8 protein-coding genes are annotated in these 6,310 nt (G+C 62.1%); 1 reads left to right on the forward strand and 7 read right to left on the reverse strand.

Going from position 1 to position 6,310, the window contains the following annotated elements:
- From I8N66_RS32650 to coaD, 5 genes are all read right to left on the reverse strand, one after another.
- Positions 1 to 452, reverse strand: a 452-nt coding sequence (locus I8N66_RS32650; protein ID WP_291163254.1) for a tRNA-guanine transglycosylase, incomplete at its 3' end; no start/stop codon positions are given.
- On the reverse strand, positions 453 to 1,535 hold the full coding sequence (gene queA, locus I8N66_RS32655; protein ID WP_113538810.1) for a tRNA preQ1(34) S-adenosylmethionine ribosyltransferase-isomerase QueA: 1,083 nt from the start codon (positions 1,533 to 1,535) through the stop codon (positions 453 to 455).
- 73 nt (positions 1,536 to 1,608) lie between these two features.
- Positions 1,609 to 2,118, reverse strand: coding sequence for a peptidylprolyl isomerase (locus I8N66_RS32660; protein WP_113538809.1), 510 nt, complete (start codon positions 2,116 to 2,118; stop codon positions 1,609 to 1,611).
- A gap of 23 nt (positions 2,119 to 2,141) precedes the next feature.
- Positions 2,142 to 2,714 (reverse strand): peptidylprolyl isomerase, encoded by a 573-nt coding sequence (locus tag I8N66_RS32665; RefSeq protein ID WP_113538808.1) that lies wholly within the window; start codon positions 2,712 to 2,714, stop codon positions 2,142 to 2,144.
- A gap of 35 nt (positions 2,715 to 2,749) precedes the next feature.
- Positions 2,750 to 3,244 (reverse strand): pantetheine-phosphate adenylyltransferase, encoded by a 495-nt coding sequence (gene coaD, locus I8N66_RS32670; RefSeq protein WP_113538807.1) that lies wholly within the window; start codon positions 3,242 to 3,244, stop codon positions 2,750 to 2,752.
- 361 nt (positions 3,245 to 3,605) lie between these two features.
- Here coaD and I8N66_RS32675 point away from each other — a divergent pair, with 361 nt between their 5' ends.
- Positions 3,606 to 3,734 carry a hypothetical protein gene (locus tag I8N66_RS32675; protein WP_291163245.1) on the forward strand — a complete coding sequence of 43 codons (129 nt, stop codon included), beginning with the start codon at positions 3,606 to 3,608 and terminating at the stop codon, positions 3,732 to 3,734.
- Positions 3,735 to 3,856: 122 nt separating this feature from the next.
- On the opposite strand, the gene I8N66_RS32680 is transcribed toward I8N66_RS32675, so the two are convergent.
- Together I8N66_RS32680 and I8N66_RS32685 are read right to left on the reverse strand one after the other, a co-directional pair.
- Positions 3,857 to 5,269, reverse strand: a complete 1,413-nt coding sequence (locus I8N66_RS32680; protein ID WP_291163248.1) for an MATE family efflux transporter — start codon at positions 5,267 to 5,269, stop codon at positions 3,857 to 3,859.
- Between the two features lie 143 nt (positions 5,270 to 5,412).
- A partial coding sequence (locus tag I8N66_RS32685; protein WP_291163251.1) for an MFS transporter occupies positions 5,413 to 6,310 on the reverse strand: 898 nt, incomplete at its 5' end.

Below are 6,310 nucleotides of genomic sequence, written 5' to 3' on the forward strand. Positions count from 1 at the left end.
GCCACGCATTCGTCGAGCTGCATCTGGATATCGCTGTCGAGCAACCCTTGAATTTCGATCGAGCGTTCCGGCGACATGTGGAAGAGCGCGCCGTCGACATGGCTCTTGAAGGTGACGCCCTGCTCGTCGAGCTTGCGAAGGCCGGCGAGCGACATGACCTGGAAACCGCCGCTATCGGTTAGGATCGGTCCCTGCCAGCGGATGAGGCCGTGCAGACCGCCGAGCCGCGCGACGCGTTCTGCGCCGGGCCGCAACATCAGGTGATAGGTATTGCCCAGAATGATGTCGGCGCCGAGGTCCTTCACCTGGTCGAGATACATCGCCTTGACCGTGCCGACCGTGCCGACCGGCATGAAGGCGGGCGTGCGGATCGTGCCGCGCGGCATGGAAACCTCGCCACGACGGGCCTTACCATCGGTCTTGTGCAGTTTGAACTGGAAGGTCTCGGTCATCTAGTCTTTCCGGAAAAGCAGGCTGGCGTCGCCATAGGAATAGAAGCGGTAGCCGGTTTCGATCGCATGCGTATAAGCCGCGCGCATCGTTTCGAGGCCAGAGAAGGCCGAAACCAGCATGAACAGCGTCGATTTCGGCAGATGGAAATTGGTCATCAGCATGTCGACGGCGCGGAAGCGATAGCCGGGCGTGATGAAGATGCCGGTTGGCCCGGACCACGGCTTGACGGTGCCGTCTTCCAAGGTTGCGCTTTCGATCAGCCGCAGCGAAGTCGTGCCGACGCAGACAATGCGGCCGCCCCTCGCCTTGACGGCGTTCAGCCGCTCGGCCGTGCGGGCGTCGACGTGGCCGATCTCCTGGTGCATCACGTGGTCGTCGGTGTCATCAGCCTTGACCGGCAGGAACGTGCCCGCTCCCACATGCAGCGTCACGAAGTGCCGCTCGATGCCAGCCTCGTCGAGCTTGGCGAAAAGCCGGTCGGTAAAGTGCAGACCAGCAGTTGGGGCCGCAACGGCGCCCTCCTCCCGGGCATACATCGTCTGGTAGTCGGCGCGGTCCTGTGCGTCCTCGGCGCGCTTCGAGGCGATGTAAGGCGGCAGGGGAATATGGCCGACGGCCATGATTGCTCCGTCGAGCGACGGACCCGAGAGGTCGAAACGCAGCGTCACCTCGCCGGCATCGCCCTTTTCTTCCACCGTCGCGTCGAGCGTTCCAAGAAGGCAGCTCGTGCCACCATGGCCGAAGGCGATACGGTCACCAATCTTGAGGCGCCGTGCCGGGCGGGCAAAGGCCTTCCAGCAATCGGGTGCCGTGCGCATGTGCAGCGTCAGTGAAACGGGCGTGGTGATCTCCTCGCCCCGGCGGCGAATGCCTTCGAGCTGTGCAGGGATCACCTTCGTGTCGTTGAAGACCAGCGCGTCGCCTGCCTTAAGGAAAGACGGCAGATCGAGCACGCCCTGGTCGGACAGAACGTCTGTGCCGTCAGGGCGAACGACGAGCATGCGGGCGCTGTCGCGCGGGCTTGCGGGCCGAAGCGCAATTGAGGTTTCCGGAAGGTCGAAGTCGAACAGGTCTACGCGCATTGTTTTCTTCAGACAAAAGCAAACCCGCCCCGGCGCTGTTGGCGACCGGGGCGGGTTTGTGCATTAGCGCAAATCAGGCGTCGGCGGCAACCCGCATGGAGACGATGGTATCGGGATCGCGCACCGGTTCGCCGCGCTTGATCTTGTCGACATTGTCCATGCCTTCGATAACCTGGCCCCAAACGGAGTACTGCTTGTTGAGCCACGGAGCATCGGTAAAGCAGATGAAGAACTGCGAGTTTGCCGAGTTCGGCATCTGGCTGCGGGCCATCGAGCAGGTGCCGCGAATGTGGCTGACGTTCGAGAATTCAGCCTTCAGATCCGGCTTGGAGGAGCCGCCCATGCCGGCGCGCGCCGGGTTGAAGTGTTCGCCGCCCGTCTTGCCGTACTGAACGTCGCCGGTCTGCGCCATGAAGTCCTCGATCACGCGGTGGAACACCACGCCGTCATAGGCACCTTCGCGAGCCAGTTCCTTGATGCGGGCGACATGACCCGGAGCGACGTCAGGCAGAAGCTCGATAACGATCTTGCCCTTGGTAGTCTCCATGATGATCGTGTTTTCCGGATCTTTGATCTCGGCCATGGGTTTTCTCCTTCTGTTTGACTTTACTTGCCGACCTTGACGCTGATCATGCGGTCGGGATCGGTAACGGAGCCGTTGTTGGCGTCGTCGCCGAGCTTGATCTTGTCGACGTTCTCCATACCGGAAACGACCTTGCCGACGACCGTGTACTGGCCGTTCAGGAAGTCGCCGGGTGCGAACATGATGAAGAACTGCGAATTGGCGCTGTTCGGATCCTGCGAGCGGGCCATGCCGACCGTGCCGCGTTCGAACGGCACGTCGGAGAATTCGGCCGGCAGGTCAGGCCGCGACGAACCGCCGGTACCGGCAGCCTGCGGCTGGTAGCCGTTTTCCATATCGCCATACTGCACGTCGCCGGTCTGGGCCATGAAGCCCTTGATCACGCGGTGGAAGGCGACGTTGTCATACTCGCCGGCGGCCGCAAGCGCCTTGATCTGCTCGACATGCTTCGGGGCAATGTCGGGACGCAGTTCAACGACGACCGGCCCATCCTTGAGCGTGATCGTGAGAAAATTGTCGGCCGACTGTGCGATTGCCGTTCCCGTCCAGGAGGCAAGCGCAAGGGCGCCGGCAAAAGCGAGGTGGAGGATTTTCATGGTTTCTCCCTGCGTGGTGTAAAGGGTGCCGCGCTTCAAGCGCGGCGTTTGGCCTGCAGTGCTTGGTAAACTGCCGCGGGCACGAAGGCGCTGACGTCACCGCCCATGGCCGCGATCTGGCGGACCAATGTGGCCGTAATGGGCCGCGATGCCGTGCCTGCGGGCAGGAATAGCGTCTGGATGTCGGGGGCCATCTGCCGGTTCATTCCGGCCATCTGCATTTCGTAATCGAGGTCCGTGCCGTCGCGAAGTCCGCGCACCAGCAGTTTCGCGCCACGCTCGCGTGCCGCGTCGACAACCAGATTGTCAAAGGCGACGACGTCGATGTCACTGGCCCTGTCGGGCAGAAACTCTTGAAGCGACTGACGGATGAGACTTGCACGCTCTTCGAAGGAGAAAAGCGGTGCCTTCCCGGGATGGATGCCGATTGCGACGATAACCTTCGCCGCCACGTTCAGCGCCTGCACGAGCACGTCGAGATGCCCGTTCGTCATCGGATCGAAGGAGCCGGGATAAAATGCCGTGGTCATCGCACCTGTTTCCGTTTGGTGATGCCTTTTGTCATGGACGGCGACGGATCGCAAGAGTTGTGCCGAGAGCCAGAGGCTGTTCCCTGGGAAACAGCGGGGCAGAAAGAATGAATGCTAGATGAATGCCATGTTCAACGGTGCTTCACACGCAAAACGTTAGTGTAGCGCAGTAAACAACGGAACTTTTTCGAACGTACTGCCGTTTAGGACGCGAAAGGATTACGGCTATGGGACTTGCTCTGTTTTCGATGGCGATGTTTTTCGCGATGCTCTTTGCGACGATACATGGACTTCGCGACGAGTCCCGTGACCGGCGCGACAAATTCGCGACCCAGAAGATCTTCCATTGATGGAGGGCGTCATGGCCACCCTGTTCATGATCGCGGCAGCGGTCGTCAGTTTCGTATTCTTGATCGATTTCGCCCGAACGATACGCGACCTCCAGCGCGATCGCCAGGGTCAGGAGCGGCTTGACGGTTTCAACGTCTAGCAGTTCCAAGGCTTTGTGAATGAAGCTTGGTGAAAAGCGGCCGTCGTTCCCTTCCCCTGAGGCGACCGCCATTGCAAGCCGGACGGCATCCCCTGCCCGTCCGGCTTTTTCTTTGCCTCCGCTCAGTGGGCCGCCTTGGCGGCAGCCTTTGCCAACATGGCGTTGAGCATACGGAAGAAGCGCCAATTCAACAGCACGGCCGCAGCGGCTAGCCCAAGCACGAAGCCGAACCAGACACCGATCCCGCCGAAGTTGAACAGGAAGGCGAAGGCCCAGGCGCACACGAAGCCGATCGGCCAATAGGAGATCAATGCCAGCAGCATCGGCACCTTGGTGTCCTTCAGCCCGCGCAGCATGCCGGCAGCGATCGCCTGCATGCCGTCGACGAGTTGGAAAGCGCCGGCAATGACGATGAGAGGCGCGGCAAAAGCAAGAACCGCGGCGGCGTCCGGCCGCTCGGTGTCGAGATAGAGCGCGGCGAGCTGGCTCGGTAAAAGCGCATAGATCGCGCTGCCGACGATGGCAAAGCCGGCGCCGAGCACGAGCGACGCAATCGCCGCCCGGCGCACGCCCAGGAGATCGCCGCGCCCATAGGAAAGACCTACGCGCACGGTTGCGGCTTGGGCGAGACCGAGCGGGATCATGAAAGCGATAGAGGCGAACTGCAGGGCGATGCCATGGGCCGCAAGCTCGACCGTGCCAATGGTCCCCATCAGCAGCGACGCGACCGTGAAGAGGCTGACCTCCGCAAGGATTGTCAGCGAGATCGGAATGCCGAGAAAGACGACTTCGCGGAACGCCACCCAGTCGGGGCGCCAGAAGCGCACGAACAATTCGTACTGGTTGAGCTCCGGCTTGCTTTTGATGTAGGCGATCGTCAGTGCCGCTCCGAGCACGGCAACGCCGAGGGCGGCGACGGCTGCGCCGAAAATGCCGAGTTTCGGAAAGCCGAAATGACCGAAAATCAGGACGTAGCAAAGCAGGGCGTTGAGCACGAGGGTTGCCAGCGTCACGTATAGAATGATGCCTGCCCTCTCCAGCCCGCTCAGGAAGGCGCGGAGCACCATGAAGATGAGACCGGGAAAGATCGCCCACTGCGCAATGCGGATGTACTCGCCTGCGAGTGCTGCGACCTTCGGCTGTTGCCCGGCAAAAAGCAGGATCGGCTCGGCCATCCAGAGCACCGGCGCCGTCAGGACGCCGTAAAGCAGAACCACCCACATGCCCATGCGCACGGAACGGCGCACCGAGACCTTGTCGCCTCGCCCGACGGCTTGGGCCGCCATAGGCACCACGGCGTTGGCAAAACCGTTCCCGAAGACATAGACCGTGAAATACATCTGCGTCGCGAGGATGATGGCTGCGAGCTCGGTCGCGCCGAGCTTGCCAACCATCAGCACGTCCGTCGTGTTGATGGCGAGTTGGGCGAGCTGGGCACCGATGAACGGGACGCCAAGATAGAAACTCGCGCGATAATGCGTCCGCCAGGAATTGTCGGTCGTCAAAGACGTAGGGTTCGCATTTGCGGTCAGCATGGCAGATTCCTGGCAATCGATGCGGCCTCTGGCCGCAACTAAAGATCGGAGGGAGGAAAACCGGAGATAGAATACCGCCGGGCAAAGAGCCAGCAGCAAGGGCGAAGGTGCTCAAACTTTCATCGATAGATCACGAAAATTGATCAATTTCCGTGCACTCGCGAGCGCTCGACCGCCTCGGCTGCTTCCCGCGCAGCAATCGCGACCGGCCCGGCAGCCTCCATGCCTTGCGGTCCGACCGCCCTGTTTCTCGGGATCTTCATGAGGAAGACGATGAGCGCGCCGACGAGGAAGCAGCTCGCCAGCGCGTAGGGGGCGCCGGCGAAGGCGACGGGAGCGCTGGGGCTGGTGAAGTAGCCGAAGGCCTGGGTGAAGATCAGCGGGCCGATGATGGTGGTGATGCTGCCGATGCTGGTCAGCGCCCCCTGAAGCTCCCCCTGTGCCGAAGGCGGCACATGGGCGGCTGCGATGCTGCGCAGCGGCGGATCGGCGAGGCTTTCGAGCGCGGTTGCGATGATCACGGCATAGATCATCCATCCCTGCCAGGCGCCGGCATAGCCAATGGCGCCGAGCGTCGTGAAGGCCAGGCCGAGTGCCGCTGTTCGCCACTCGCCGAGCCGTGGCACGATGCGCGGCAGAATAACGGCCATGACGAACGCGCCACCGATGCCGAAGATGCCCAGTGACAGCCCGATCTGCCCCTCGCTCCAGCCATAACGGTAGTTGGATACGAACGACCAGACCGACGGATAGACGGAGTGGGCGAGCCAGAAGAGAAAGAAGACGAGCCCGACCCAGCCGATGCCCGGATAGTTGCGCATCTGCTTGAGGGCGCCAAGCGGATTGGCGCGTTTCCATTCGAAACGACGGCGGTGGGCACGGTCCAGCGTTTCCGGCAGCAGAAACACGCCGAGAATGAAGTTGACGAAGGATAGTGCCGCAGCACCGTAAAACGGCACCCGCGGGCCGAGTTCGCCGAGCAGGCCGCCAAGCACGGGGCCGAGCGCGAATCCGGTGCCGAAGGCGATGCCAATCAGCCCA

Source organism: Ensifer sp. SSB1, from assembly GCF_016652895.1.
Classification (GTDB): Bacteria; Pseudomonadota; Alphaproteobacteria; order Rhizobiales; family Rhizobiaceae; genus Ensifer.